1 protein-coding gene is annotated in these 1,245 nt (G+C 73.8%); it reads right to left on the bottom strand.

Annotation, left to right across the window (positions count from 1 at the left end; all coding sequences use genetic code 11):
* On the bottom strand, positions 1-1,104 hold a 1,104-nt coding region (locus tag AOK16_RS17210; RefSeq protein ID WP_055473123.1), incomplete at its 3' end, for a hypothetical protein.
* Positions 1,105-1,245 lie beyond the last annotated feature (141 nt).

Below are 1,245 nucleotides of genomic sequence, written 5' to 3'. Positions count from 1 at the left end.
CTCCTCCGCCGTCCAGCCCCGCTCCGCCGCCTCCCTGTCCCGCTCGCTCACGCCGAAGCCCGCGGCGGCGGCGGCACCGGCGTACGGCGGCCCTGACTCGGCCTCTCCGTCGACCGTGAGCCGCAGGGTGAGCCGTACGGGCTCGTCGGTGAGTTCCGCGGCCTCCGCGCCGAAGGTGATCGCCAGGTAGTACCAGCCCGCGAAGCGCATCGCGGCGGCCTCGTCGTCCGCGACGCCGAAGCGGTTCTCGTACGCGACCGGCGCGGTCGGACCCAGGGACAGCACGGCGCCCTGCCCGTCATATCCCGTGCTGCCCGAAACGACCCGACCTCGCGCCGTGTTGTACAGCTCCGCGCCGAGGCCCCCGCTCGCATAGCCGGACCTGCCTCCCCTCGGCACGGCATTCGCCAACTCCACGGTGGCGGAGAGCCGTTGGCCCCATTCGAGGGGAACGCGGTAGAAGCGGGTCTCGCCGGGCCGTGCCGCGTCTCTCCAGACGCCTCCGCCCACCGCCGGGGCGTCGTTGAAGCCCGTTCCGCCCCGCCGCACCGTCCCCTTTCCCGTCGGCGGGACAGGGGGCGCGGACCTCCGGCCGGTGGGCGGCACCATGCGCCGTCCGTCGCCCTTCGCCGAGGCCCCGCCCCTGAGGCCGGGCTCGGACATGTAGCGGATCTCGACCGGCCACGACCGGGCGCCGGCCGCGGAATCGCCGACGCGCTCGACGACCAGGAAATACCTCCCGGCCTTCTGGCAGTCCCCGCCCTCCTCGATCACGCGGTCCGCGGAGGCCGCGATCGGGCGAGCCGTCCTGCCGGAGCCGAACCGCACCTTCCCGCCCGCGCATTCATCGCCGTCGGTCTTCCGTAAGGAGACTTCGACGCCGTCGCGGTGATCGAGCGGAGTGCCCGCTTTCGGCGCCACCACGGCGGAGAGGAATGCGCCGGAACGGCCGTCCAGGGAGACGCCGTAATACAGCTTCTCTCCGGCCGATATGGCGTCCGTATAGCTGCCGGGCCGGATTTCCGGCGCATCGGCGCTGCTCGCCTCGCCCGTGACTTTCCTGGCGTCCGCGGCCGTTTCGTAGCCCGCCGGATCCCCCGCCATTGCTTCACCCGAAGCCCCCGAAGCCCAGGCCCTCGAAGCCCAGGCCCCCGGTGCCGCCACCACCCCTACGGCAAGCCACACCGCCGCCGCTGCTGCCGCCCCGAGCCGCCACCGCCCCACCGCGCCCCCTCGCGCTCAGAC

Source organism: Streptomyces pathocidini (assembly GCF_001418495.1).
Taxonomy (GTDB): domain Bacteria; phylum Actinomycetota; class Actinomycetes; order Streptomycetales; family Streptomycetaceae; genus Streptomyces; species Streptomyces pathocidini.
Note: the sequence above shows the minus strand (reverse complement) of the source record. Positions and strands in the feature narration are given on the sequence as shown.